This is a genomic window from Allofournierella massiliensis (assembly GCF_004345265.1).
GTDB classification, from domain to species: domain Bacteria; phylum Bacillota; class Clostridia; order Oscillospirales; family Ruminococcaceae; genus Allofournierella; species Allofournierella massiliensis.
In genome coordinates this window covers 37,778-63,972 of record NZ_SLUM01000003.1, presented here as the reverse complement: position 1 = coordinate 63,972, position 26,195 = coordinate 37,778, and the positions used below count along the sequence as shown (strand labels likewise).

Sequence of the window (26,195 nt, the reverse complement as noted above, 5' to 3'; positions counted from 1 at the left end):
AATTTGGAAGAGAGGCGCGTTCTGATATAAAAAATGCGCCGCAAGCAAATACAGCTTGCGGCGAGCTGAAACATCGCAACACAACAGATACTTTTACACTGGCTTCTTCTTCGCTGTATTGATGGAAGCAATCAGCAGTCGTTTGACCTTTGTGCATTGCTTTAAAATGGCAGAATCTTCATAATAACCGCTCTCGATCAACAGTTCCAGCCAGTACTCACTTTCCGAACATTCTTTCAGGGCAATCTGCAATTTTGCAATAAAATCAGCCTTACCGTGGGCATACATGGCTTCCCGGATATTCGCCCCCACGCTGGTACCAGATCGAATCAGCTGATTGGTGAGAACGCCCTCCCGTTTTTCACGCTTGATTTCATTACATACCCGGATAATTTCCAAAGCGAAGGCTTTGGATTTATCCTGCAACGGACTGGGCACAATCATCACCCCAACCATTAAACTCCGTGCCGCGCATGCGGCACACCTTACTTATTCACTATTCACTCTTCACTATTCCCTTCCAAAAATCGACTCTGCCGGTTTAGTGAAAAGTGAATAGTGAACAGGAAATAAGGAAAAATCGACAAGCTCCTTGGCGGAACTTACTTCCGGGGCCCCCGCGAAAGTTTGCAAAGCAAAGTTTCGTGGGGAGAAGGAGGAATGACGCAGCGGTATGAGAAAAGCCCGGTCTTTCGACCGGGCTTTTTGAATGGAGCGCAGTCCATCGGGCAGGCCACGCCCTGCTGGGGCCCCCATGAAAATTTGCGGAGCAAATTTTCATGGGGAAGTGAGGAGCGACGCAGGGATGAAGAAAGCCCCGGTCCTTCGACCGGGGCTTTTGCACGGACCGGAGTCCGCGACGAACTGGAGCTGGTGGACGGATTCGAACCCCCGACCTGCTGATTACAAATCAGCTGCACTACCAGCTGTGCTACACCAGCATATTCAACAAGAGACATTATACCAAAAAAATCGTCCGGGTGCAAGACGGTTTTTGTCGCCGGGCTCCTTCCCTTTTGCCGGGGCCCGGCGACATGGTTCCGTTTTGCAAACCGGCGGCTTATTTTGCCGCCTCCAGCGCCTTCTGCAAGGCGCAGAAATCTTCCAGCGTGAGCTGCTCGGGGCGGGCGGTGGGGCTCAGGCCCGCCGCCTCCAGCGCCGCGGCCACCTGGGCCTTGGGCAGACCCAGACCGCTGCTGATGGAGTTGGCCGCGGTCTTGCGCCGCTGGCCAAAAGCCGCCCGCACCAGCTTGAAAAAGCCTTCCTCGTTTTCCACCTGCACCGCGGGCTGCTCGCGCACCTGCAGCTGAATCACCGCGCTGGTCACCTTCGGCGGCGGATAGAAGCTGCCGGGCTGTACCGTGAACAGCAGCCGGGGCTTTGCATAGTAATCCACCGCATAGCTGATGGCGCCCGCCTGACGGGTACCGGGCGTGGCCGTGATGCGGTCTGCCGCCTCCTTCTGCACCATAACCGTGATGTGCTGAATGGGCAGTTTCTCCTCCAGCAGCCGCATCAGGATGGGGCTGGTGATGTAGTAGGGCAGGTTGGCGCACACCGCCACCGGCATTCCGGCGAATTTCTCCCGGATCAGGCCGGCCAGGTCCACCTTCAGCACATCCTGCAGAAGGATTTCCACGTTATCGAACTCGGCCAGCGTCTCCGCCAGCAGGGGCGGCAGGCGCTGATCCACCTCGATGGCCACCACCTTGTTTGCCCGCAGGGCCAGCTCCTTGGTGAGCACGCCCACCCCGGGGCCAACCTCAATCACGCCCCAGCTCTTGTCGATGCCCGCGGCCTCCACGATCTTGGGGCAGATGCCCGGGTTCACAATGAAGTTCTGCCCAAATCCCTTGGACAGTGCGAAGTCATACCGGGCGCAAAGGTCCCGAATGGTGGAAATATCCGTTAAATTGGGCATAGGGTCCCGCCTTTCTGTTTCTCTCGCGCCCGCCCGGAGCTTTTCCCGGGCAGACAGCAGCGCCCCGCCGCCCATCTGCATGGGCCGCCGGAGCGCCGCTGGATCATTTTGAAATTATTCGCCGTCGGTGCCGTCGGTCTGGGCAGTGCTTTCCGCCGCAGTGCTGGCATCCGTGCTCTCGCCGGTAGTCTCGCCGCCCTCATCGGTGCTCTGGCTGGCGGAAGCGTCGCCGCTGGCGGCGCTGGTGGCATCGGTACCGGTGGAAGCGGTTCCACCGGTCATGGTCTGGGCAACGCCCTCGGCCTTCTGAACCTGGGTATCCTCCTCCACGCCCACCAGCGTGGTGTCGCTGCCGTCGGCCTTGGTGGCCACCTCAACGTCCACGGTCAGGCCGGTGCCGTCGAAGCTGGTCTTATCCGAGGTGAGCATCTTGGCAGTGGTGATAACCACGGCGCTGCCGTCGCTCATGCGGTAGGGGTCCGCCTGAATGGTGCCCTTGCCCGCGGTGGTGCTGCCCACCAGCTGGGCACCGGAAAGCTGGCGCAGGCTGGCGGCAAACAGCTCCGCGGTGCTGGCGGTGCCGCTGTTCACCAGCACCACCATGGGCAGATCCACATAGTTTTCATCGCTGGAGCCCAGCAGGGTCTGCTCGCCGTTCTTGTCCTCCGCGAACACGATGTCCGCCTCGGGCACCAGCTGGTCGATGCAGTTCACCGCCACGTCCATCTGGCCGCCGGCATTGTCGCGCAGGTCGAAGATCAGCGCCTTTGCGCCCTGATTCTGCAGATCCTCCACTGCCTTGCTGAAGGTACCCTGCGTGGTACCGTCAAACCGGTAGATGCGGATATAACCGTAGCTTTCGCCCAGCATCTGGTATTCCACACTGGGGATGGTATAGCGGCTGCGGTTGATGGTGTGGTCGGCGGTGGTGCCGTCCGGCGCCATGTAGGTCACGGTCACCTCGGTGCCCGCCTCGCCCTGCAGCTGGGCGGTCACGTTGGCGGCGGTCAGGCCCTTCACCTCGGCCCCGTTGATGGCGGTGATGAAGCCGCCCACCTGCAGGCCCAGCTCAGAGGCGGGGCTGGAATCGTAAACCTTGGTGATGCGGGCATGGCCCGAGGAATCCTTCACCACGTCCACGCCGATGCCCATGATGTTGCCGTTCTGCACCTCCACCAGCTCGGCGTACTGCTTCGCGGTGTAGTAGCTGGCGTTCTTATCGCCAATGCCCAGCACATAGCCGTAGGCCATCATATCGTTCAGGGTGGCATCCTGAATATCGCCGTAGTAGTTGGCGCGCACATATTTGTCCAGCTCGGCGATCTTGCTGTACATGCTCTCCTTTTCCTTGACGGAAGGGATGGTGGCGTCGAACATCTGGCGCGCCAGAATCATGGTGATGGAAAAGGTCACCGTCATGGCGATGATGGCGATGGTCAGCGCCATGCTGATGGAAATCTTCTTGTTCATGGTCTTGCGTTTCCTCCGTGGCGTTTGCCGGTCAGATCAGATAGGCGATCTGGATCGCCATGGAGCTGAAGATGGTGAGCACCATGAGCACGGCAAGCACCAGGCTCACGGTACGAACGAGTTTTTTATTATCCTTCATGGGGCTCCTTTCGTTGTTGAGGGCGGACATCAGAACGCCACATAATTGCGGGGGTTCTGCTTCACGCCGTTGATACGCACCTCAAAGTGCAGATGATTGCCATAGGAATTGCCGGTATTTCCCACATAACCGATCACGTCGCCCTGCTTTACCGACTGGCCAACGCCCACGGCAATGCTGCTCATGTGGGCATACAGAGTGGTCACGCCGTCGCCGTTGTCCACCATGACCACGTTGCCGTAACTCCAGTGGCCGGTGGTGGAAGAGATCTTGCCGTCATGGGCAGCCTTGATGGGGGTCCCGGCGGGGGCGGCGATGTCCATGCCGCTGTGGCCGGTCTGAATCACGCCGTTGATGTTCTGGGTGGCGCCGAACTCGGTGGTCACCCGTCCGGCGATGTCCAGCGGCCAGCGGAAGCCCTCGGCGCTCACGCCGCTGCCGGTGGAAGCCTGGCTGGCCACCCAGGCTTCGTACTGCTTCTCGGCCTCGTCCGCCCGCTTCTGCTTTTCGGCCACCACGGTCTCCTGTGCCTCGGCTGCGGCCTCCTTCTGGCTGATGGTCTTGTTCTGGGCCTGAATGTTGGCGGCCAGCTGGTTTTCCTTTTTATCCAGCGCGGCTTTCGCGTCCTCCAGCTCGGCCTTGGCTGCCTCCAGCTCGGCTTCCTCTGCCTCCAGCTTGGCCTTTTCGTCGTTCATTTCCTGCAGGATCTCGGTATCCTTTTCGCTGATGCGCTGCAGGTTATCGGAATAGGTGAGCAGATCGTACAGGCTCTGGGCGCTGGCCAGCACTGCCACGGCGCCGCTATCCTGCATCACCTGCATGGCCTGCATGCGTTCCTTGAAGTCCGCCCAGCGCTCGTCGATCACCGCCTGCTGGTCTGCAATGGCCTGCTGCTGGATGGCGATTTCGCTGTTCTTCTGGTTGATCTGATCGATGGTATCGTTGATCTGGCTGATGATGATGGTCTGCTGATTTTCCAGACTCTTTTTCTGCTGCTCCGCCTTGTCCTTCTCGTTCTGGATCTGCTGAAGGACCTGCTCTTCCTTTTTCAGCTCCTGCTCGGCCTTCTCCCAGTCGGATTTATAGTCGGCGCTTGCCGCCGCGCCGCCGCATACGGCAGCCATGCACACAGCCAGCGCGCCGCACAGCGCCCGCCGCCAGGGTGCCCGAAGTTGCTTGCTCATGAGAATCGCTCCTTTTGCTGGCGCCCGCGGCCGGCCGGCCGCGGATCGCGGTTTATACGTGCAGGTATTTGCGGATGGAGGTGGCAGTGCCCACACTGCCGATCAGGCTGCCGAAGGCCAGGAAGGCAACCAGCACCTTCCACCAGACCTGATCCATGCCCAGCAGCACGCTGTTCAGAATGCTGCCCCAGAAGGCGGGGAAATCCACGCTGTAAATGATCAGCAGCTGGTAGCCGCCCAGCACAATGGCCGAGGAGATCAGCCCGGCGATCAGGCCCACGGCGATGCCCTCCACAAAGAAGGGCAGACGGATGAAGCCGTTGGTGGCGCCCACATATTTCATGATGTTGATCTCCTTGCGGCGGGCGAACACGGTCAGCCGGATGGTGTTGCTGATGACCACGATGCTCACGAAGCCCAGCACCACCACAAGGCCCACACTGATCACGGTGACCGCCTTATGGATGTTCACCACCAGGTCGGAAAGGCCGGTGGGCACGTTCACGTCCACCACGCCGGAGATGCTCTCCAGCTGGGGCACGATCTCATCCATCTGGCCCACGTCCTGCAAAACCACCTTGTAGTTGGCCAGGAAGGGGTTTTCCTCGCCCTCAAACACATCGAACAGGTCGGCCTTGTCGCCCATGGAATCCCGCATCAGATCCAGCGCCTCATCCTTGGACACATAGGTCACTTCCTTGAGGCCGCTGATGGAGCGCAGGGCGCTGTCCACCGAGGCGAGGCCCGCCTCGTCCAGGTTTTCGTCCAGATAGACGACCACCTCGTTCTGGCTGCGCAGATACAGCATCAGGCTGTTCATGTTGGCGGTGAACAGACCGGCCACGCCGGTGATGATCAGGCAGACGGTGAGCACGCCCACGCTGGCAAAGCTCATCAGCCGGTTGTTGATCATGTTGTGAAGGCCCTGACGGGCAAGGTATTTAAAGCTGGACCACTTCACAGGATCACCTCCCCTGCTTCGTCGGTGGCATCCTGCCGGTTCTGGGAGTCACCGATCACGTTGCCGTGGTCGATGGTGATCACCCGCTTGCTGAAGTGGCGGGCCAGCTCATGCTCGTGGGTAACCACCACCACGGTGATGCCCACGCTGTTGATGGCGCTGAGCAGCTCCATCATCTCGATGCTCAGCTCCGGGTCAATGTTGCCGGTGGGCTCGTCGGCAATGATCAGCTGGGGGCTGTGCACCAGTGCACGGGCCAGCGCCACGCGCTGCTGCTCGCCGCCGGAAAGCTCGTCCGGGTATTTGTCCATTTTTTCGGAAAGGCCAACCAGGCTGAACACATAGGGCACCCGGCTGGCGATCTTCTTTTCGGGAATGTTGGTCACCCGCATGGCGAAGGCCACGTTTTCATAGGCGGTCATGCTGGGAATGAGGCGGAAGTCCTGGAACACCACACCCATGTTGCGGCGCAGGTAGGGCACCTCACGCTCCTTCATGCGGGTCAGGTCCTTGCCGTTCACAAACACCCGGCCACTGGTGGCCTTCTCCTCCCGCAGGATCAGCTTCAGGAAGGTGGATTTGCCCGCGCCGGAATGCCCCAGAACGAACACGAACTCGCCTTTTTGGATGTGAAGGCTCACATTTTTCAGTGCGGTGTTGCCCCCGGGGTACACCTTGGAAACGCGGTCAAATACAATCATTTCTTCTCCCCTTGCGCTGCCCTGCCTGCGAGCTGCGCGGCCGCTGAGCGGCCATTTTTTCCTTTTGTTGGTTGCTGTTTCGCTGTTACAAAAAAACAGGGCCGGCGCAAAGCGCCGCGGTGCAACAATTGGCACCGCGGTGCGGCATAGCGGCCGGCCCATGCAGACTTCGCCGCCCGGCACAGGCTCCGGGCCTGCGCGTGATCAGTATTTTGCCGGGTTGGCGCTCAGATATTTCTTTACCATCAGCGCCACCTTGAACACGATGGCGTCGTCGAATTCCCGCAGATCCAGGCCGGTGAGCTTTTTGATCTTCTCCAAGCGGTACACCAGCGTGTTGCGGTGCACGAACAGGCCGCGGCTGGTCTCGGAAACATTCAGGTTGTTTTCAAAGAAGCGCTGGATGGTGAACAGAGTCTCGTTGTCCAGGCTCTCGATGCTGCCCTGCTTGAACACCTCGCGCAGGAACATCTCGCACAGGGTGGTGGGCAGCTGATAGATCAGGCGGGCAATGCCCAGATTGTCGTAGCTGATGATGGACTGCTCGGTATCGAACACCTTGCCCACCTCCATGGCCACCTGCGCTTCCTTGAAGCTGGCGGCCAGGTCCTTCACGTTGGCGATGGGGGTACCGATGCCCACGGTGGCCTTGATGTAATGCTCGCCGGACAGAGTGTCCACGATGCTGGAGGCCAGCTTTTCCAGATCCTTCTGGTCGATGCCCCGCTTGATCTCCTTCACCAGCACGGTGTCGGTTTCGCTGATGTTGAACACGAAGTCCTTCTGCTTGTCCGGGAACAGGCTGCTCACCACATCATAAGCGGAGATGTCGGTGCCGCTGGTCACCCGGATCAGGAACACCACGCGGGACACGTCGGTGGCGAAGTGCAGCTCGCGGGCCTTGGCGTAGATGTCGCCGGGCAGGATATTGTCCAGCACCACGTTCTTGATGAAGTTGGCCTTGTCGAACTTCTCGTCGTGATACTGCTTGATGCTCTGCAGGCTGATGGCCAGCAGGCTGGCAAACTGGGCCGCGGTCTCATCGGTGCCTTCCACATACACAGCATAATCGTTGTGCTTGTTGGAGCTGAACTGATGGTAGCTGCAGCCATCCTTCACGAAGCAGTCACCGGTCAGGCGCTCGGCCACAAAGCCGTCCCGCACCTCACCGATCATGTTCAGATCGGAACAGGAAATCACGGTGCCGGTCTCATCCACCACACCGACCACCCGATTGATGGCGTCCTTCATCTGGTAGACAACACCCTGAAACACTCTGTTTGCCATAATACGCTCCCCTTTTATTTTACGGTAATGTTTTCCACAATAAGCTTTGTGATATTTGAACAATTGCACAGGCTCTCTGTGTATATTTTACACAAGGGAATATACTTTTGCAACATATTTCAACGATTTTTTCTGCCATTTATTGTGTAATTTTGAACACCGACCAAAATTCCGGGGGTCAGGCACCCTTTTAGCCTACGACAAAATTGTGTAAGTTCTTTGAAAGAACTGCAAAAAAACGGCCTTGCAAAGCCATTTTCAGGCATTTTGTCCGCCCGGGGCAAGCCGGGCCAGCTCTTCTTCGGTGATGGGCCGCCACTGGCCCGGGGCAAGCGCCGGATCCAGCGCAAGGCCCCCGATGGCCTGCCGGTGCAGCTCGTTGACCCCTGCATCCAGCACGCCGAACATCCGTTTGATCTGGTGGTAGACCCCCTGATGCAGCACCACGGTGGCCGCAAGAGGATTTTCCGGATCCGGAATCAGATCCGCCGGCTTCATCGCCTGGCCGTCTGCCAGCGTCACGCCCTGCGCAAAGGCCGTGACCATGGCCGGGGTGACCGGGGTGTCCAGCTCCACCCGGTAGGTCTTGGGCACATGGCGGCGGGGCGAAAGAATCGCGTGGGCGAAGGCCCCGTCGTCGGTGAGCAGCACAAAGCCGGTGCTGGTTTTGTCCAGCCGGCCCGCCGGGAACAGCTCCCGCCGGGGATAGGCTCCCTCCAGCAGATCCACCACGGTGCGGTCGCGCCTGTCGGTGCTGGCGCTCACCACGCCCTTGGGCTTATTCAGCATAATGTACACAAACTGCTGGCAGGTGAGGGCTTTGCCCTCGGCGACCACCGTCTCGGAGCCGGAAAGGGCAGTATCGGCCTTTTTGCACACCTGCCCGTCCACCGTAACCCGCCCTTTGGTGATCAGGGTGCGGGCCGCGCTGCGGGGCAGCTGCAGGCTCTGGGCAACAAACTTGTCCAGCCGCATATCACTCTTCCTCGTTCAGCAGGCGGCCCTTGTTGGCCTTGCCCCGCAGCTGCTGGATGTCCAGCGCGAACATGACCACCGCCGGCATGCCCTTCATGGTGCGCTCGTAGGCGGGGGTGTCCACATGGTCGGCGGAATATTTTTCACAGATGGCCCGCATGGCCGCCATCCGCTCGCTCTCCCCGGTGAGGATGCGCACCGTTCCCTGGGCGATGGCGCTGGCGTAGATCACCTCAAACCGCTCGGGTACGTTGTGGGCGTAGAGCACCGCCGTGAAGCTGGCCCGGCCGTCCCGGGTGATGTTCTCCAGCTTCTGGCCCCGTTTGGCCGAATGGAAATACAGCGTATCCCCCTCCAGCGCAAAGGCCATGGGCGCGGCATAGGGCCAGCCGTCCTCGTTGATGGTGGCCAGCGTGCCGAAGCTCGCCTTGCGCAGCACCTCTTTTGCATCCTCTTCGCTTAATTTTCGATCGACCCGGCACAGATCCCGCATCGTTTTTCCCGCCTTTCTCTTTCGTTCGGCCCCCGCAGGGGGCACAGTGTCTGTATCGTATTATAGCACATTCCGACAAAAAGAGGGGCAGTCCGCCCTTCTTTCAAATAATTTCAATTTATTTCCACGAAACATTTGTTTTTCTGTGCATATTGTTCTATAATAGGTTCATAGTTTGCCGACAACCGGCCGGTATATGTATTCCAAACCAGAACAGGAGGTCTTGCCCCATGCGAACAGCGGTCAAAAAGAACGCCCGCCGCCAGGAACTGCTGGAACAGATCTACCCCATGATCGATCAGGTGGGCTATGAAAACCTGACCGTGCGGGGCATCTGCACCAGTCTTGGCATATCCACCGGTACCTTTTATCACTATTTCCCGGAAAAAGCCGATCTGCTTCTGGCCTTTTTCGCGGGCATCGACGATTTTTACCAGCAGGAGGTGCTGCCCCGGTTCGGGCCGGACGAGGCGGCCAATCTGGACCGGTTCATCCACAGCTACGGCGTATACTGCCAGCGGGTGGGCGCCGGGGTCTGCCGCTGCCTGACCAGCGCCCCTGCCCACGACGCCAAGCGCAACTATCTTTCCGAGAGCCGGCCCATCAGCCGGATTCTGGAGGAGCTGATGATCCGGGGCGCGGCCAGCGGCCGGTTCACCTGCCCCTTCCCGCCGGAGCAGTGCGCCCGCATGGTGATGATTTCGGTGCGGGGCCACGGCTCCGACTGGGCCAAGCGGGGCGGCGAGTATGACCTGATCCGCTCGCTGGACGATTATGCCCTTCTTTTGCGCATTGCGCTGGGCTGCCGGCCCTGAGCCTTCCTTTTCCTTTGCCTCTCCTGAAAACACCCCGCCGCCGCCAGACGGATGCCTGGCAGCGGCGGGGTGTTTCTTTTTCGTTTGGTTCTCAGCAGAAAGCCGATCAGACGTTCAGCTCGGCATGCTGGCCGGCAGCTTCGGGATGAGCAGCCAGCACCGGACGGATCACCTCATTGAGGAACTCCTCCACCTGCTGGGCGCTGCGGCCGGTGAAGTGCTCGGGCACCAGAACGCCGTCGATGTCCGCATGGGTCAGGCCGAAGCTGGCGTCGTTCACCACCCGGTCGATCAGATCGTTGGGCTTGCCCTCCTCCTTCACCTGCGCGGCGGCGGCGATGGAGTGCTGCCGCAGCTTCTCGTGCAGCTCCTGACGGTCGCCGCCCTTCTTCACGGCGCTCATCATGATGTTCTCAGCAGCCATGAAGGGCAGCTCGGCCATCACGCGGCTGCGGATCACCTTGGGATACACCACCAGACCGTCGCAGACGTTGAGCAGGATGTTCAGGATGGAATCGGCAGCCAGGAAGGCCTCAGCCACGGCGATGCGCTTGTTGGCGGAGTCGTCCAGGGTGCGCTCGAACCACTGGGTGCCGGCGGTGAAGGCCGGGTTCAGGATGTCCACCATCAGGTAGGGGGCCAGGGCGCACACGCGCTCGCAGCGCATGGGGTTGCGCTTGTAGGGCATGGCGGAGGAACCGATCTGGTTCTTCTCGAAGGGCTCTTCCATCTCCTTGAAGTTGGCCAGAATGCGGATGTCGGTGCACATCTTCATGGCGCTCTGGGCAAGGCCGGACAAAGCGCTCAGCACCTGGAAGTCCACCTTGCGGCTGTAGGTCTGGCCGGACACGGGAACCACCTTGTCGAAGCCCAGCTCGGCAGCGATGGAAGCCTCCACCGCCTTGATGCGGGCGGAATCGCCCTCGAACAGCTCCACAAAGCTGGCCTGGGTGCCGGTGGTGCCCTTGCTGCCCAGCAGGGCCAGCGCGTTCATCCGGTTGGTGATCTCCTCATAGTCCATGTACAGCTCATTCAGCCACAGGCTGGCGCGTTTGCCCACGGTGGTGAGCTGGGCGGGCTGCAGATGGGTGTAGGCCAGGGCAGGCATATCCTTGTACTCGTCGGCAAATTTGGCCAGCAGAGCCATCACGCCCACCAGCTTCTTCTGCACCAGCGCAAGACCTTCCTTCATCACCAGCACGTCGGTGTTATCGCCCACATAGCAGCTGGTGGCGCCCAGATGGATGATGCCCTTGGCGTGGGGGCACTGCAGGCCATAGGCGTACACATGGCTCATCACGTCGTGGCGGCATTCCTTTTCCCGGCGGATGGCATCCTCATAGTTGATGTCGTCCTTGTGGGCTTCCAGCTCGGCAATCTGCTCGTCGGTGATGTTCAGGCCATTGGCCTTCTCGGCCCTGGCCAGAGCAATCCACAGCCGGCGCCAGGTGCGGAACTTGTTGTCCTCCGAGAAGATGTACTGCATCTCGGGGGAGGCATAACGGGTCTCGAAGGGAGAGATGTATTTATCGTGGGACATAGTGGTTCCCCTTTCTCTGGTTTCTCATAAAGGGCGGGCGGGGCGCATAAGGCCTCGCCCGCCCGACTTGTTTTTTGGGCTTACAGCTTGAAGTAATCCACGCCGCCCTCGAACAGGGGCTGGTACTTGTTGCCGGGCACGTTCCTGTACAGCTCGTCGCCGCTGCGCTCGGTGTGGCCCATCTTGCCCAGCACGCGGCCGTCCGGGCTGGTGATGCCCTCGATGGCCAGCACGCTGCCGTTGGGGTTGTAGCGCAGGTCCATGGTGGGCTGGCCCGCCGCGTCCACATACTGAGTGGCCACCTGACCGTTCTCGATCAGGCTCTTCACCACCTCATCGCTGGCCACAAAGCGGCCCTCGCCGTGGCTGATGGCGATGGTGTGAACTTCGTCCACGCTGCAGCGGCTCAGCCAGGGGCTCTTATTGGAGGCGATGCGGGTGTTCACCAGCATGCTCTGGTGGCGGTTGATGGTGTTGAAGGTCAGGGTGGGGCAGTCCGCGGTGATGGGGCGGATCTCGCCGTAGGGCACAAGGCCCAGCTTGATCAGGGCCTGGAAGCCGTTGCAGATGCCCAGCATCAGGCCGTCGCGCTTTTGCAGCAGCTCGTGTACCGCCTCGGTGACGGAGGGAGCCCGCAGGAAGGCGGTGATGAACTTGGCGCTGCCGTCCGGCTCGTCGCCGCCGGAGAAGCCGCCGGGCAGCATCACGATCTGGCTCTCCCGGATGGCCTGGGTCAGGGCGGCGCAGCTCTCGGCAACCGCCGAGGCGCTCAGGTTGTTGATGACCAGCACCTTCGGGTAGGCGCCGGCGCGGGCAAAGGCGCGGGCGGTGTCGTACTCGCAGTTGGTGCCGGGGAATACGGGAATGATCACCCGGGGCTTGGCGATGCCGATGGCCGGGGCCTTGCGCTCGGTGGCCTCATAGCTGATCTTGTCCACGGTGGCGCCCGCCTTGCGGTAGGGGAACACCGGCTCCAGCTTGGATTCCCAGGCCTCCTGCAGGGCGGCCAGGTCGATGGTCTCGCCGCCCATCTTCAGCGCGTAGGTCTCGGTAACGGTGCCCAGAGTGACGCCCATATCCAGCTCCAGCTCCGGATCAACCTCCAGAATGAAGCTGCCGTAAGCGGGATGGAACAGATTCTCCGGGTCGCGGGCGGCATCCAGTGCGAAGCCCAGCCGGTTGCCCAGGCACATCTTGAACACTGCCTCGGCGGCGCAGCCGTAGCCGGGGGTGTAGGCGGCCTTCACCTTACCGGAAGCGATCAGCTCCTCCACCTTCTTGTACAGCTTTTTCAGGCTGTGGGGCTCGGGGCGCAGCTCCAGCTTATCCTGATACTCGGGATACAGCCAGACCACCTTGCTGCCCGCGGTCTTGAACTCGGGGCTGATCACATTTTTGGTGTTGCCAATGGCGGTGGCGAAGCTCACCAGCGTGGGAGGCACGTCCAGATTCTCGAAGCTGCCGGACATGCTGTCCTTGCCGCCGATGGCGGCCACGCCCAGATCCACCTGTGCCATCAAAGCGCCCAGCAGGGCGGCGAAGGGCTTGCCCCAGCGCTCGGGGGCGTCGCCCAGACGCTCGAAGTATTCCTGGAAGGTCAGGTAGGCATCCTCATAGCGGAAGCCGCTGGCCACCAGCTTGGAGATGCTTTCCACAACGGCCAGATAGGCGCCGCTGTACTGCTTTTTCTCCATCAGATAGGGGTTGTAGCCCCAGGCCATACCGCTGCAGGTGGTGGTCTCGCCGGATACCGGCAGCTTGGCCGCCATGGCCTGCGCGGGGGTCAGCTGGTACTTGCCGCCAAAGGGCATGAGCACAGTGGCCGCGCCGATGGTGGAATCGAACCGCTCGGACAGGCCCTTCTTGCTGCACACATTCAGGTCGGTGACCAGATTCTTCATCTTCTCCGCCCAGGTGTCGCCCTGCCAGTCCACCTTGTAGTCCTGGCAGTCGTACACCAGAACCCGGGCGCGCTTTTCCGCACCGTTGGAGTTCAGGAAGTTGCGGCTGATGTTTACAATGGTGTTGCCCTTCCAGGTCATGGTCAGGCGGGGATCCTCGGTGACGGTGGCCACCACGGTGGCGTCCAGATTTTCCTCATGGGCCAGCTTCACGAAGGCTTCCACGTCCTGGGGAGCCAGCACAACGGCCATGCGCTCCTGGCTTTCGCTGATGGCCAGCTCGGTGCCGTCCAGGCCCTCGTACTTCTTGGGCACGGCGTCCAGATCAATGGCCAGACCGTCGGCCAGCTCGCCGATGGCAACGGACACGCCGCCTGCGCCGAAGTCGTTGCAGCGCTTGATCAGGCGGGTGGCTTCGGGGCGGCGGAAGAGGCGCTGCAGCTTGCGCTCGATGGGGGCGTTGCCCTTCTGCACCTCAGCGCCGCAGGTTTCCAGACTTTCCAGCTTGTGGGCCTTGGAGGAGCCGGTGGCGCCGCCGCAGCCGTCGCGGCCGGTGGCGCCGCCCAGCAGCACCACAATGTCGCCGGCGGCGGGCACCTCACGGCGCACGTTGGAAGCGGGGGCAGCGCCCACCACGGCACCGATCTCCAGCCGCTTGGCCACATAGCCGGGATGGTACAGCTCGTCCACCTGACCGGTGGCCAGACCGATCTGGTTGCCGTAGCTGGAATAACCGGCGGCGGCGGTGGTGACCAGCTTGCGCTGGGGCAGCTTGCCCGCCATGGTCTCGCTCACCGGAACCAGCGGATCGCCCGCGCCGGTCACGCGCATGGCCTGATAGACGTAGCTGCGGCCGGACAGGGGGTCACGGATGGCGCCGCCGATGCAGGTGGCCGCGCCGCCGAAGGGCTCGATCTCGGTGGGGTGGTTGTGGGTCTCGTTCTTGAACAGATACAGCCAGTCCTGTTCCTCGCCGTCCACATCGCACTTGATCTTCACGGTGCAGGCGTTGATCTCCTCAGACTCGTCCAGATTCTTCAGCTTGCCGATGCTGGCCAGATACTTGGCGCCGATGGTGGCAAGATCCATCAGGCACATGTTCTTCTTGCGGCCGGCGTACACCGCCTTGCGCATGGTCAGGTAGTTGTCGAAGGCCTTCTTCACCTGCACGTCCCGGATCTCGATCTCGTCCAGAATGGTGCCGAAGGTGGTGTGGCGGCAGTGATCGGACCAGTAGGTGTCGATCATGCGGATCTCGGTGATGGTGGGGTCGCGCTTTTCAAACCGGAAGTAGTTCTGGCAGAAGGCGATGTCCGCCTCGTCCATGGCAAGGCCCTTTTCCTTCACAAAGTTTGCCAGGCCCTCCTCGTCCAGCTCGCAGAAGCCGGTCAGGGTTTCCACGGTGCTGGGGGTGGGGTAATCCATCTGCAGGGTGTCCTTGCGGGAGAGGCTGGCCTCCCGGGCCTCCACCGGGTTGATGACGTATTTCTTGATCTGAGCCAGCTCCGCCTCGGTGGGATTGCCGGTGAGCAGATACACCCGGGCGGTGCGCACGGTGGGGCGCTCGCCCTGGCTGATCAGCTGGATGCACTCGCTGGCGGAAGCAGCCCGCTGGTCGAACTGACCGGGCAGGTATTCCACCGCGAACACCACGTCCGCTTCGGGGCAGTGGTCGCAGGTGTCGTCCACGGGGGGCTCGCTGAATACGGTGGGGATGCAGCTGCGGAACAGCTCCTCGCTCACGCCCTCCACGTCGTAACGGTTCAGCAGGCGCAGGCCGGTTACCGACTGGATGCCCAGCAGGCCGTGCACTTCGCCCAGCAGGTTCTGGGCCTCGTGGTCAAAGCCCTTTTTCTTTTCCACATAGATGCGGTATACCATGGGTTCACTCTCCTTTTAAGGCGTTCAGGGCACGGCGGCCGATGTCGGCGCGCTTGTGCAGCTTGTCGAAATGGATCTGTTCGCTGGCGGCGTAGGCCTTTTCCAGCGCCTTTTTCAGCGTGGGTGCGGTGGCGCTCACGCCCAGCACCCGGCCGCCGCTGGTCACGAGTTTGCTGTCCTTCTCGGCGGTGCCGGCGTGGTAGACCACCACGTCGCTGGCGGGCACCTGCCCGTTTACAAGGCCGGTGATCTCCTTGCCCTTTTCATAGTGCTCCGGGTAGCCGCCGCTGGCCAGAATCACGCAGGCGGCACTCTCGTTTTTGAACTTCACCTCGGTGTCCGCCAGAGTGCCGCTTGTGCAGGCCAGCATGATCTTCAGCAGGTCGCTTTCCAGCAGGGGCAGCACCACCTGGGTCTCGGGGTCGCCGAAGCGGCAGTTGTACTCAATCACCCGGGGGCCCTTGGGGGTGATCATCAGGCCGAAGTACAGGCAGCCCTTGAAGGGGCAGCCCTCGGCCTGCATGGCCTTCATGGTGGGCTCGAAGATCTGCTTTGCGCATTCCTCGGCCACCTCAGCGGTGTAGCAGGGGTTGGGGGCGATGGTGCCCATGCCGCCGGTGTTCAGGCCCTCATCGCCATCCAGCGCGCGCTTGTGATCCATGCTGGAGACCATGGGCTTCAGGGTCTTGCCGTCGGCAAAGGCCAGCACGCTCACCTCGGGGCCGGTAAGGAATTCCTCCACCACCACCCGGGTGCCGGATGCGCCGAACTTCTTTTCGTCGATCATCTCGTGCAGGGCGGTCTCGGCCTCGGCTTCATTGCCGCAGATCAGCACGCCCTTGCCCAGCGCCAGACCGTCGGCCTTGATGACCACCGGATAGCTGCCCTCGGCCCGGATGTAGTCCATGGCTGCGGCGGCCTCGGTGAACACCTCGTACTTCGCGGTGGGGATGCCGTACTTCTTCATCAGGTCCTTGCTGAACACCTTGCTGGCCTCGATGCGGGCCGCGGCAGCGCTGGGGCCAAAGGCCGGGATGCCCGCCTCGGCCAGCCTGTCCACCAGACCCAGAGCCAGCGGATCGTCCGGCGCGACCACCACATAGTCAAAGCCCTCTTCCTTCGCAAAGGCGACCTGTGCTTCAATGTCGGTGGCCGAAATGTTTTTGCATTTGGCATCGCAGGCGATGCCGCCGTTGCCGGGGGCCGCCCACAGCTCGGTGCAAAGGGGGCTTTCCTTCAGTTTTTTCACGATGGCGTGCTCACGGCCGCCGCCACCCACAACCAGTATTTTCATGCGCTTGATTCCCTCTTTCGTTCCATGCAGGCAGGTATAAAGCATTCAAAAAGCCAGACGGCCTTTGAACGCAACACAATGGTCGTCTGGCTTGAGACGTTTCCTCGTCATTCAAGCCTTACGGCGCAGGCGGCCCGCGCCGGATGCTCCGGCCCGGCCCACCACCTGAAATGATGCGGTATCGTCTTATATTATAACAAAATCCCGGCAGGGCAAAAAGCCCAATGGCACAAATTTGTGCCGCGCAGCCGGTTCTCCTTAGTGGTGGAACAGCCGGATGCCGCAGAAGGCCATGGCGATGCCGTATTTGTTGCAGGTATCGATGACCTGCTGATCCCGGATGGAGCCGCCGGGCTGCACAATGGCTTCCACGCCGCTGCGGCGGGCGCGCTCGATGTTGTCGCCGAAGGGGAAGAAGGCGTCGCTGCCCAGCACAACACCCTTTACCTGGGCCAGCCATGCCTTCTTTTCCTCTGCGGTGAGGGGGGCGGGCTGCTCGGTGAAGGTCTCGGCCCACACATCGTCGCCGATCACATCCTCGTACTCGTCGCTGATGTAAACGTCGATGGCATTGTCCCGGTTGGGGCGGGAAACGTCCTCCCGGAAGGGCAGGGCCAGCACCTTGGGATGGTGGCGCAGCTGCCAGATGTCGGCCTTGTTGCCGGCCAGACGGGTGCAGTGGATGCGGCTCTGCTGACCGGCGCCCACGCCGATCACCTGGCCGCCCTGGGCGTAGCACACGCTGTTGGACTGGGTGTATTTCAGGGTGATCAGGCAGAGCATCAGATCCCGCTTCTGCTCGGCGGTCAGGGTCTTGTTGTCGGTGACCAGATTCTCCAGCATGCTCTCGTCGATCTTCAGCTCGTTGCGGCCCTGCTCGAACACAATGCCGAACACCTGCTTGCGCTCGATGGCTTCGGGCACATAGTCCGGGTCGATCTGCACGATGTTGTAATTGCCCTTGCGCTTGGATTTCAGAATAGCCAGCGCCTCGTCGGTGTAGCCGGGGGCGATGATGCCGTCGGTCACCTCATGCTGGATGACCTCGGCGGTGCTCTCGTCGCACACGTCGGACAGGGCAATCCAGTCGCCGAAGCTGCTCATCCGGTCAGCGCCGCGGGCGCGGGCGTATGCGCAGGCCAGAGGGCTCAGCTCCAGACCCTCGCAGAAGTACATCCTCTTCAGGGTGTCGTCCAGGGGCAGGCCCAGGGCCGCGCCCGCCGGGGAAACGTGCTTGAAGGAAGCGGCGGCGGGCAGGCCGGTGGCCTGCTTCAGCTCGCGCACCAGCTGCCAGGAGTTCAGCGCGTCCAGAAAGTTGATGTAGCCGGGCTTGCCGTTCAGAACGGTCACCGGCAGCTCGCCCTCCTTCATGAAGATGCGGGCGGGTTTCTGGTTGGGGTTACAGCCGTATTTCAGTTCCAGTTCGGTCATGGTATCGTTCTCCCCCTTATTCTTCGTCGCAAACAGCGTCGTATTTGTTGATGATCACGTCTTCGGTCTCGCCGGTGGCCAGATCAATGGCACGCACAAACAGGCTGACCTTGTTGTCCCCGTTCAGATTCTCCCACAGACGGGTGGCCAGCTCCTCGGCCTCCTCGGGCAGGGCGACCTTCTCCGGCTCACCCTCAAAGCTGGGGATGGGGTTGCCGTCGCACTTGTAGGTGTGGATGAAGTGGCCCTCGCCCGCCACCGGGATAGGATACTCGAAGAAGTAGCGGCGGCAGCTTTCGCCGTTGCCGTCGGCGCTCTTCAGAATGGACAGCCTGTAGCTGCACCCCGCCTCCTCCAGCTCCACCAGACCGCTGATGCGGGGGGTCCAGTTGGGGCCGTCCGGCTCGAAGGTGCGGGTGCGCAGGGCGTCCTCAAAGCGCTCGCCCCGGGCCATGAACTCATACACGGTGTCGGTCTGGTCGCCGTTGGTCACGATGTGGGCATTCGCCACGGTGCGCACCGGGTTGTAGATGATCAGGCTGGGGTCCTCCAGCTTGGCGGGGTCGGCCGCCAGGGTGCGGATGCCTCCGATCTCGGGCACCGGGTCAAACACACGGTTGCGGCTGTTGGCGCTGCGGCCCATGATAAAGTAGGCAATCAGCGCCTTCTTGCCGCTGGGGGCAAGGCCCAGCACGATGCCCCGGCCGGGGTAGGCGTTTTCGTTCACCAGTTTGTACAGATCCAGCTGTTCCATCTTGGCCTCCATATTCCAAATCGTAGGATTCAAATTTATTTTACTTATCGTATTCTTCGCAGACTTCCGCAATGGCGGCGGGCAGGATGATCCATTCCGCCTGCTCCATCACCCGGCGCTGCAAAATCTCCGGGGTATCGCCGGGCTGCACCTCCACGGCCTTCTGCTTCAGGATGCGGCCGCCGTCGCAGATTTCGTTCACGAAATGCACGGTGGCGCCGGTCACCTTCACGCCCTTGGCAAGAGCCGCTTCATGCACCCGCAGGCCGTAAAAGCCCTCGCCGCAGAAGCTGGGGATCAGGCTGGGGTGCACGTTCAGGATGCGCTCCGGATAGGCGGCGATGACACTGGGCCCCAGAATGGACAGAAAGCCCGCCAGCACCACCAGATCAATGTGGTTGTCCTTCAGAACGTTCAGCAGGGCCGCGTCGAAGGCCTCGCTGCTCTCGTAGTCCTTACGGCGCACCACCACGCCGGGCACACCGGCCTTTTCGGCCCGCTCCAGCGCGTAGACGCCGGGCTTGGATGCCACCACCAGCGTCACCCGGCCGTGGGGGATTTCTCCCCGGGCCTGTGCGTCCAGAATGGCCTGCAGGTTGGTGCCGCCGCCGGAGACCAGAACCGCGATGTTCAGCATAACTCCACGCCCTCGCCTTCGCCGATCACGCCCAGAATGTAGGCGTCCTCGCCCTGCTCCTTCAGGATGGCCAGAGCCTTGTCGGCATCTTCCTTGGCCACGGTCAGGATCATGCCAACGCCCATGTTGAAGGTGTTGAACATGTCGCGCTCGGGGATATTGCCCGCCTTCTGGATGAAGCCGAACAGGGCGGGAGTACGCACGTCCTCTTTCTTGATGACGGCCTTGCAGCCGGCCTTCAGGCTGCGGGGGATGTTCTCGTAGAAGCCGCCGCCGGTGATGTGGGACACGCCCTTCACCGCCACCTGATCCATCACGGCCAGAACCTGCTTGACATAAATGCGGGTGGGGGCCAGCAGGGCCTCGCCCAGGGTGCAGCCCAGCTCCTCGTGGTACTCCTTCAGCACCTCGGGATGGTTTTCCAGATCAAAGACCCGGCGCACCAGCGAGAAGCCGTTGGAATGCACGCCGGAGGAGGGCAGGGCGATGATTACATCGCCGGGAACCATGGCCTCGTTGGACAGGATCTTGCTCTTGTCCACGGCGCCCACGGTGAAGCCTGCCAGATCGTACTCGTCCTCCGGGTAGAAGCCGGGCATCTCGGCGGTCTCGCCGCCCACCAGTGCGCAGCCGGCCTGCACGCAGCCCTCGGCCACGCCGGCCACCATCTGGGCAATGCGCTCGGGCACGTTCTTGCCGCAGGCGATGTAATCCAGGAAGATCAGGGGCTTGGCGCCGGCGCAGACCACGTCGTTCACGCACATGGCCACGCAGTCGATGCCCACGGTGTCGTGCTTGTCCATCAGGAAGGCGATTTTCAGCTTGGTGCCCACGCCGTCGGTGCCGGAAACCAGAACCGGGTGGGGCATGTTGGTGCAATCCAGCTCAAACAGGCCGCCAAAGCCGCCCAGACCACCCATCACGCCGGGGATCACGGTGCGGGCCACATGCTGCTTCATCAGTTCCACGGCCTTGTAGCCGGCGGTGATGTCCACACCGGCAGCGGCGTAGCTGGCAGAAAAGCTCTTTTCCATTTGTTCCTCCTTATACCGCCCATTCACGGGCAAGGCCGGGGCCACGGAAAAATGGCCCCGGCGATTCATTCATTCTCAGGCAACACCGCACAATTTACGGTCAACACCTCAGGCGGCGTATCGCGCCGAAATTTTCCGTGATATTTTCCAAAAATGCTCGCCAATCCACCAAGGATTGGCTGCGCTTTTTGGTTCATCTCACAAAAAATTTCCCGACGCGCTCCGTCCCCGAAATTATGCGGTACTGCCTCAATCGTTGCTGTTCAGCTTCTGGGAGTATTTGTCCTCAAATTCCCGTTTGGGAGGCTCCACCGGATATTCGCCGGTAAAGCAGCCCACGCAGAAGTCCAGCTTGCAGCCCTCGGCAATCTTCTTCACGCTCTCGATGCTCAAAAAGCCCAGACTGTCCACTCCGATCTGCTCGGCGATCTGCTCGGTGGTGTAGTTGGCGGCGATCAGGTTTTTCTGGCTGTCCACATCGGTGCCGAAGTAGCAGGGGTACAGGAACTTGGGGCTGGAGGCCCGGAAGTGAACCTCGGTGGCGCCCGCTTCCCGCAGCAGCTGCACGATCTGCTTGGAGGTGGTGCCGCGCACGATGGAGTCGTCCACCAGCACCACACGCTTGCCGGCCACAGTGTCGGCAATGGGGTTCAGCTTGATGCGCACGGTGTTCTCCCGCAGCTTCTGGCTGGGCTGGATGAAGGTGCGCCCGATGTATTTGTTCTTCAAAAAGCCGATGCCGTAGGGGATGCCGCTCTGCTGGGCGTAGCCCAGGGCCGCGTCCAGGCCGGAGTCCGGCGCGCCGATGACCACGTCCGCCTGCACCGGATGCTCCAGCGCCAGGAAGGCGCCCGCACGGCGGCGGGCCCGGTGAACGGAAGCGCCGTCAATCACGGAATCGGGCCGGGCGAAGTACACATACTCGAACACGCACAGGCCGGTTTTCTGGCCGCAGGCGTGGGCGATGCTGTGCACGCCCTCCTCGTCAATGACCACGATCTCGCCGGGGGCAATGTCCCGCACGAACTCGCCGCCCGCCGCATGGATGGCACAGCTTTCGCTGGCGATCACATCGCTGTTTCCGATCTTGCCCAGGCACAGGGGCCGGATGCCCTGCGGGTCACGGGCCGCCACAATCTTGCGGGGGCTCATGACCACCAGAGAATAGGCGCCGGTCAGCCGGTCCACCGCCTTTTCCACCGCCTCCTGAATGCTGCCGGCGTTCAGCCGGGCACGGGTGATGGCATAGGCGATGACCTCGATGTCGCTGGTGGTGTGGAAGATGCCGCCCTTCAGCTCCAGCTCCTCCCGCAGCTCCACCGCGTTGGTGAGCTGGCCGTTGAAGGCCAGAGCCATGGTGCCCTTGACGTGGCGCACCAGCATGGGCTGGCTGCTGGACCGGGTGCGATCCTTGTAAGGCGCGTAACGGCAGTGGCCCAGAGCCATCTGGCCCTTGCCCAGCCGGCGGATCACATCGGGGGTGAACACCTCGTTCACCAGACCCAGATCCTTATGGCTGCGGATCACACCGTCCTCATTCACGGCGATGCCGCAGCTCTCCTGCCCACGATGCTGCAACGCGTACAGGCCATAGTAGGTGTCGGCCACCACATCCATGTCCTCGTCGCGGCTGTACACGGCGAACACGCCGCATTCATCGTGGATCTTGCTTTCCAGATAATCGAACATCGGCCGCCTCACTTTCTCTTAGCCCAGCAGGCGCTTCATCACTTCCTGGTAAGCCTCTTCCTCACCGCCCAGATCGCGGCGGAACAGATCCTTGTCCAGATGAGCGCCGGTGGTGGCATCCCAGAAGCGGCAGGTGTCGGGGCTGATCTCGTCGGCCAGCACGATGGTGCCGTCGGCCAGGCGGCCGAACTCCAGCTTGAAGTCGATCAGGCGGATGTTGAACTGCAGCAGGTACTTGCTCAGGATCTCGTTCACCTTGAAGGCGTAGGCGGAAATGGTGTCGATCTCCTCCTGGGTGGCCAGCTCCAGAGCCAGAGCATGGTAGTGGTTGATCAGGGGATCGTGCAGATCATCGTTCTTGTAGCTGAACTCCAGAGTGGGGGCCTTGAATACAGTGCCCTCGGCAACGCCGTAGCGCTTGGAGAAGCTGCCCGCGGCCACGTTGCGCACGATGACCTCCAGAGGAACGATCTGAACCTTCTTCACCAGGGTCTCACGGTCGCTCAGCTCCTCCACAAAGTGAGTGGGCACGCCCTGCTCGGCCAGCATCTTCATCAGGTTGTTGGACAGCTTGTTGTTCACAACGCCCTTGCCGCGGATGGTGCCCTTCTTGGCGCCGTCGCCTGCGGTGGCGTCATCCTTGTAATCCACGATCACCAGATTGGGATCCTCGGTGGCGAATACTTTCTTGGCTTTACCTTCGTACAACTGCTCCAGCTTGTTCATGATTCTCTGCTCCTTTTTGATGTTGGGTGAAATAAAATTTTATAAACCTTTTTGAATGCTCCGCCTTACAGCGCGGCCAGCTCGGCCTGCAGCTTTTCTTCCTTGGCGGCAATCTGCTGGGCCATGGCGGCCCGGTCAGCGTCCAGCTTTGCAGCCAGAGCCTCATCGGTGATGGCCAGCATCTGGGCGGCCAGAATGGCGGCGTTCTTGGCGCCGTTCAGGGCAACGGTGGCCACCGGGATGCCGCTGGGCATCTGCACCGTGGCCAGCAGGGCGTCCAGACCGTCCATCGCGCCGCCCTTCATGGGAATGCCGATCACCGGCAGGGTGGTGTTGGCGGCGATGGCGCCCGCCAGATGGGCGGCCATACCGGCGGCGCAGATGATTGCGCCGAAGCCCGCGGCACGGGCGTTTTTGGCAAACTCAGCGGCAGGCGCCGGGGTGCGGTGGGCGCTGAGGATGTGCGCCTCGCAGGGGATGCCCAGGCGCTTGAGCTCGGCTGCGGCGGCCTTGACCACCGGCCAATCGCTGTCGCTTCCCATCAGGATCGCTACTTTTTTCTGTTCCATGTTTTGAAACCCTCCCAGTTGAAACGCCAACGAAAAAGACCGCAGTGCGCATGCACTACGGCCTTTTATTCGGCAAGGATTGCGTTATGGGTGCTTTTCTCCCCAAACAGCGCTGCAAAACCGGCTTCGTAACCCTTCATCTCAATGAATCCGCGCTTCATGGGTGCACCCCCTAACAAGAATTTTACAATCCTAGTTTAGCAGGCCCGGCCGGCAAAATGCAACCGCTTTGACCCCCGCCGTTTCATTTTCAGAAGTTTCGCCGGGTTGTTGAATATTCCCCCTTGTTTTTTGGCGTATTTACCAATTGTCAACGGTTGTAGTATTACTTATACTGTTGTATTTTCACGCAAATGTAATACTTTCAAAGCGAGCTTTCGCCACCCGGGCCAGATCGGCGGGGGCCAGCTCCACCTGTGCGCCGATGCGCCCGGCGCTCACCATCACGGTGGGCTTGTCCTGCGCACTGGCATCGATTACGGTGACAAACTGTTTTTTCATGCCCACCGGGCTGCAGCCGCCCCGGATGTAGCCGGTGGTTTTCAAAAGATCCGCCACATGCAGCATGGCCACGTTCTTTTCCCCCACTGCTTTTGCGGCTTTTTTCAGATCCAGCTCCGCCGCCACCGGGATCACGAACACATAAAAGTTTTTGCTGGCGCCCTGGGTCACCAGCGTTTTGAACACCCGGGCCGGGTCCTGCCCCAGCTTGCCGGCCACCGAAACGCCGTCGATGGCGCCGTCCTCGTGGTCGTATTCATGGAAGGTGTAGGCCACCTTTTCCTTTTCCAGCATGCGCATGGCGTTGGTCTTTGTCTGCTTTTGTGCCATGGCTCCGGCCTCCTTTGCCCGCAAAGTTTCTGCCCCTATTATAATGCGTTCGCTTTTTCGCCGCAAGCGGCCCGCGCTGCTTTAGCCGGATAAATTTTTTCTTGACAACCGCTTTTCCCGGTGGTATGCTAGCCCTAACCAGACAACCAAACCGAATGCGAGGATATTTTCTCATGGCTCGACTGTTTACCGCAAACTATTATTACGGCTTTGCTTTTTATGGCAAGGTCTTTGTTTGCTGTGAACATTCCCGGGCGGTGTGACGCACCGCGCATCGGTTTTGCCGAGATGACCCGGCCGGGGGCTTGCAGCAAGCAGGCCCCCGGCTTTTTGTTTACCGGCCTGCCTTGAACAAAAAACACAGAGGAGTTGTGGAAATTATGATCATCATTCTGAAGCAGAACGCAAACGAAGAGGCGGTGCGTGCGCTGCGCGCCGAGCTGGAGGCCATGGGCCTTTCCATTCACGAAAGCCTGGGCGAACAGGAGCACATTCTGGGCCTTGTGGGCGACACCAAGGCCGTGGCGGAAAGCTGGGTGCTGGCCAATCCGGCGGTGGATCAGGTGCGCCGCATTTCCGAGCCCTACAAGAAGGCCAACCGCAAGTTCCACCCGCAGGATACCGTGGTTCAGGTGGGCAACACCAAAATCGGCGGCGGGCACTTCGCGGTGATCGCGGGCCCCTGCAGCGTGGAGAGCGAGGAGCAGATCACACTGGTGGCCGGCGAGGTTCAGAAAAGCGGCGCGAGCCTGCTGCGCGGCGGCGCGTTCAAGCCCCGCACCTCCCCCTACTCCTTCCAGGGCATGCGGGCCGAAGGTCTGGAGCTGCTGCGCCACGCCCGGGCCAAAACCGGTATGCCCATCGTGACCGAGATCATGAACACCGAGCATATCCCCCTGTTCGAGGATGTGGATCTTGTTCAGGTGGGCGCGCGGAACATGCAGAACTTCGAGCTGCTCAAGGCGGTGGGCCGCATGGGTAAGCCGGTGCTGCTCAAGCGGGGCCTTTCCGCCACGCTGGAGGAATTCGTGATGAGCGCCGAGTACATCATGGCCGAGGGCTGCGAGCAGGTGATCCTGTGCGAACGGGGCATCCGCACCTTTGAAAACAGCATGCGCAACACGCTGGACATCTCCGCCGTGCCCATGCTCAAACACATGAGCCACCTGCCGGTGGTCATCGACCCCAGCCACGCGGCGGGCATCAAGTGGATGGTGGAGCCGCTGGCCAAAGCCGCGGTGGCCGCCGGTGCGGACGGGTTGATGATCGAGGTGCACAACGACCCGGCCCGGGCCAGGTGCGACGGCGCCCAGAGCCTGACCTGCCCCCAGTTCGATGCCCTGATGCAGGACATCAGCCGGGAGGTTGCCTTCTTCGGCAAGCAGATGAACTGACCGGAAAAAGCACCCCCTCTTTACACGTCCTCTATAATAGGTATAAAAGGGCCCCGGACGGGCCATACTGATCATGTACCCCGGCAGGCAGTGCCCTGACCGGGCGAAAGGAGCCTTTCATGAAAGCACGCATCCGACCGCTGGCCCCCTGTGCGCTGGTGTGGAACTATTCCGAAACCGAACCCGGCTTTGCCGCCCTGGCCGACGCCTGCCGGGCCGAGGGGCTGGTCCTGATCCCGGTAAGCCCCGCCGATACCGGCCGAACCATCAGCAGCCTGTGCGGGGGCCCCGGCCCCGCCAGCGCCCCCGCCCTTGCCGGAGACTGGCCCGCCGCCCTCATCATGAACGGGCTGGACCGCGCCCGGCTGGACGGCTTTCTCACCCGGCTGCGGGCAGGCGGGGTTTCCATCCCGCTGAAGGCGATGGTCACCCCCACCAACCAGAGCTGGACTCTGGCCGCTCTGCTGGGCGAGCTTGTGCAGGAACGGGATGCCTTTGCCGCCCGTGCCGGTCGATGAACATGCACAAAAAGCGCAATAAATCCATATTTTATGCAAAAAGCGCCGAC

The 26,195-nt window shown here is 61.4% G+C and carries 23 protein-coding genes and 1 tRNA gene; 3 read left to right on the top strand and 21 right to left on the bottom strand.

The window, feature by feature from the left end; translation table 11 throughout:
• Nucleotides 1-93: 93 nt before the first annotated feature.
• From EDD77_RS02340 to EDD77_RS02295, 10 genes are all read right to left on the bottom strand, one after another.
• Nucleotides 94-444 carry a four helix bundle protein gene (locus EDD77_RS02340; RefSeq protein WP_058962885.1) on the bottom strand — a complete coding sequence of 117 codons (351 nt, stop codon included), beginning with the start codon at nt 442-444 and terminating at the stop codon, nt 94-96.
• A gap of 421 nt (nt 445-865) precedes the next feature.
• Nucleotides 866-941, bottom strand: a tRNA-Thr gene (locus tag EDD77_RS02335).
• Nucleotides 942-1,060: 119 nt separating this feature from the next.
• Nucleotides 1,061-1,921 (bottom strand): 16S rRNA (adenine(1518)-N(6)/adenine(1519)-N(6))-dimethyltransferase RsmA, encoded by an 861-nt coding sequence (gene rsmA, locus EDD77_RS02330; RefSeq protein ID WP_058962822.1) that lies wholly within the window; start codon nt 1,919-1,921, stop codon nt 1,061-1,063.
• A gap of 114 nt (nt 1,922-2,035) precedes the next feature.
• The gene (locus tag EDD77_RS02325) at nt 2,036-3,391 is read right to left on the bottom strand and encodes a S41 family peptidase (protein ID WP_058962823.1); all 1,356 of its coding nucleotides are present in this window, start codon (nt 3,389-3,391) and stop codon (nt 2,036-2,038) included.
• 168 nt (nt 3,392-3,559) lie between these two features.
• Complete coding sequence (locus EDD77_RS02320; protein WP_058962824.1) at nt 3,560-4,714, bottom strand: murein hydrolase activator EnvC family protein; 1,155 nt, start codon at nt 4,712-4,714, stop codon at nt 3,560-3,562.
• Between the two features lie 52 nt (nt 4,715-4,766).
• The gene (gene ftsX, locus EDD77_RS02315; protein WP_058962825.1) at nt 4,767-5,675 is read right to left on the bottom strand and encodes a permease-like cell division protein FtsX; all 909 of its coding nucleotides are present in this window, start codon (nt 5,673-5,675) and stop codon (nt 4,767-4,769) included.
• Entirely contained in the window at nt 5,672-6,376 is a 705-nt protein-coding gene (gene ftsE, locus EDD77_RS02310; protein WP_058962826.1) for a cell division ATP-binding protein FtsE, read from the bottom strand. Before ftsE ends, ftsX begins: the two co-directional genes overlap by 4 nt.
• Nucleotides 6,377-6,580: 204 nt before the next feature.
• Nucleotides 6,581-7,663 (bottom strand): PucR family transcriptional regulator, encoded by a 1,083-nt coding sequence (locus tag EDD77_RS02305; protein ID WP_058962827.1) that lies wholly within the window; start codon nt 7,661-7,663, stop codon nt 6,581-6,583.
• A 258-nt stretch (nt 7,664-7,921) separates the two neighbouring features.
• Nucleotides 7,922-8,638 carry a pseudouridine synthase gene (locus EDD77_RS02300; RefSeq protein ID WP_058962828.1) on the bottom strand — a complete coding sequence of 239 codons (717 nt, stop codon included), beginning with the start codon at nt 8,636-8,638 and terminating at the stop codon, nt 7,922-7,924.
• Between the two features lies 1 nt (nt 8,639).
• On the bottom strand, nt 8,640-9,131 hold the full coding sequence (locus EDD77_RS02295; RefSeq protein ID WP_058962829.1) for a pyridoxamine 5'-phosphate oxidase family protein: 492 nt from the start codon (nt 9,129-9,131) through the stop codon (nt 8,640-8,642).
• Between the two features lie 230 nt (nt 9,132-9,361).
• Between EDD77_RS02295 and EDD77_RS02290 the strand changes: the two genes are divergently transcribed.
• Nucleotides 9,362-9,946, top strand: coding sequence for a TetR/AcrR family transcriptional regulator (locus EDD77_RS02290; protein ID WP_058962830.1), 585 nt, complete (start codon nt 9,362-9,364; stop codon nt 9,944-9,946).
• Between the two features lie 106 nt (nt 9,947-10,052).
• Here the strand turns inward: EDD77_RS02290 and purB are convergent, their stop codons facing one another.
• From purB to ybaK, 11 genes are all read right to left on the bottom strand, one after another.
• The gene (gene purB, locus EDD77_RS02285; protein ID WP_077138449.1) at nt 10,053-11,486 is read right to left on the bottom strand and encodes an adenylosuccinate lyase; all 1,434 of its coding nucleotides are present in this window, start codon (nt 11,484-11,486) and stop codon (nt 10,053-10,055) included.
• An 80-nt stretch (nt 11,487-11,566) separates the two neighbouring features.
• Nucleotides 11,567-15,268, bottom strand: coding sequence for a phosphoribosylformylglycinamidine synthase (locus EDD77_RS02280; RefSeq protein ID WP_058962831.1), 3,702 nt, complete (start codon nt 15,266-15,268; stop codon nt 11,567-11,569).
• A gap of 4 nt (nt 15,269-15,272) precedes the next feature.
• Nucleotides 15,273-16,562 carry a phosphoribosylamine--glycine ligase gene (gene purD, locus EDD77_RS02275; RefSeq protein ID WP_058962832.1) on the bottom strand — a complete coding sequence of 430 codons (1,290 nt, stop codon included), beginning with the start codon at nt 16,560-16,562 and terminating at the stop codon, nt 15,273-15,275.
• A 258-nt stretch (nt 16,563-16,820) separates the two neighbouring features.
• Nucleotides 16,821-17,993 (bottom strand): phosphoribosylaminoimidazolecarboxamide formyltransferase, encoded by a 1,173-nt coding sequence (locus EDD77_RS02270; protein WP_058962833.1) that lies wholly within the window; start codon nt 17,991-17,993, stop codon nt 16,821-16,823.
• Nucleotides 17,994-18,009: 16 nt separating this feature from the next.
• The gene (locus tag EDD77_RS02265; RefSeq protein ID WP_058962834.1) at nt 18,010-18,747 is read right to left on the bottom strand and encodes an IMP cyclohydrolase; all 738 of its coding nucleotides are present in this window, start codon (nt 18,745-18,747) and stop codon (nt 18,010-18,012) included.
• A gap of 40 nt (nt 18,748-18,787) precedes the next feature.
• Nucleotides 18,788-19,384 carry a phosphoribosylglycinamide formyltransferase gene (gene purN, locus EDD77_RS02260; protein WP_058962835.1) on the bottom strand — a complete coding sequence of 199 codons (597 nt, stop codon included), beginning with the start codon at nt 19,382-19,384 and terminating at the stop codon, nt 18,788-18,790.
• Nucleotides 19,378-20,418 (bottom strand): phosphoribosylformylglycinamidine cyclo-ligase, encoded by a 1,041-nt coding sequence (purM, locus tag EDD77_RS02255; protein ID WP_058962836.1) that lies wholly within the window; start codon nt 20,416-20,418, stop codon nt 19,378-19,380. Before purM ends, purN begins: the two co-directional genes overlap by 7 nt.
• Nucleotides 20,419-20,667: 249 nt before the next feature.
• Nucleotides 20,668-22,107, bottom strand: coding sequence for an amidophosphoribosyltransferase (purF, locus tag EDD77_RS02250; protein ID WP_058962837.1), 1,440 nt, complete (start codon nt 22,105-22,107; stop codon nt 20,668-20,670).
• A gap of 18 nt (nt 22,108-22,125) precedes the next feature.
• Nucleotides 22,126-22,833, bottom strand: a complete 708-nt coding sequence (gene purC, locus EDD77_RS02245) for a phosphoribosylaminoimidazolesuccinocarboxamide synthase (protein WP_058962838.1) — start codon at nt 22,831-22,833, stop codon at nt 22,126-22,128.
• A gap of 65 nt (nt 22,834-22,898) precedes the next feature.
• A complete protein-coding gene (purE, locus tag EDD77_RS02240; RefSeq protein ID WP_058962839.1) occupies nt 22,899-23,402 on the bottom strand; it encodes a 5-(carboxyamino)imidazole ribonucleotide mutase in 504 nt (167 codons plus the stop codon).
• A 345-nt stretch (nt 23,403-23,747) separates the two neighbouring features.
• Nucleotides 23,748-24,233, bottom strand: coding sequence for a Cys-tRNA(Pro) deacylase (gene ybaK / locus EDD77_RS02235; RefSeq protein ID WP_058962840.1), 486 nt, complete (start codon nt 24,231-24,233; stop codon nt 23,748-23,750).
• A 380-nt stretch (nt 24,234-24,613) separates the two neighbouring features.
• Here ybaK and aroF point away from each other — a divergent pair, with 380 nt between their 5' ends.
• On the top strand, nt 24,614-25,627 hold the full coding sequence (gene aroF / locus EDD77_RS02230) for a 3-deoxy-7-phosphoheptulonate synthase (protein ID WP_058962841.1): 1,014 nt from the start codon (nt 24,614-24,616) through the stop codon (nt 25,625-25,627).
• 119 nt (nt 25,628-25,746) lie between these two features.
• A complete protein-coding gene (locus EDD77_RS02225) occupies nt 25,747-26,145 on the top strand; it encodes a DUF3783 domain-containing protein (protein WP_058962842.1) in 399 nt (132 codons plus the stop codon).
• Nucleotides 26,146-26,195: the final 50 nt, after the last annotated feature.